The sequence below is a fragment of the Intestinimonas sp. UBA1698 genome (assembly GCF_002320075.1).
GTDB classification, from domain to species: domain Bacteria; phylum Bacillota; class Clostridia; order Oscillospirales; family Oscillospiraceae; genus Intestinimonas; species Intestinimonas massiliensis.
The window spans coordinates 125,758-126,135 of record NZ_DCJO01000030.1 but is presented as its reverse complement, the minus strand read 5'-3'; the positions used below and the strand labels follow the sequence as shown (position 1 = coordinate 126,135).

Sequence of the window (378 nt, the reverse complement as noted above, 5' to 3'; positions counted from 1 at the left end):
GGTAAATCATAGGTAAAGAATGGGCAAAATTACCATTTTTCGCATTGACTTTGTAAACTTTCTCGGTATGATGCATATTGTAGGTTGGAGCCAGGGCCCTGACTCAATGCAATCGGAACAAAGAAGTTTGGGAGGAGTTCTATGTTCAAGAAATTTACCAATGGCTGCGTGCGCGTGGTCAACCGCTGGCTGCCGGATGCATTCCTGTTTGCGATCATTTTGACCATCGTTACCTTTGTTGGCTCCATGATCGGCACCAAGCAGTCCCCCATTGAACTGGTCAATGCTTGGGGCAATGATAAGGGCATGTGGGGCCTGCTGTCCTTCTCCATGCAGATGGCCCTGGTCCTCGTTCTGGGCTCCGCCATGGCCTCCGCC

Annotated in this window: 1 pseudogene; it reads left to right on the top strand. The window is 50.5% G+C overall.

The features are described from left to right. Nucleotides 1–141: 141 nt before the first annotated feature. Nucleotides 142–378 (top strand): annotated as a pseudogene (locus B3H64_RS12085) (TIGR00366 family protein); the annotation flags it as partial.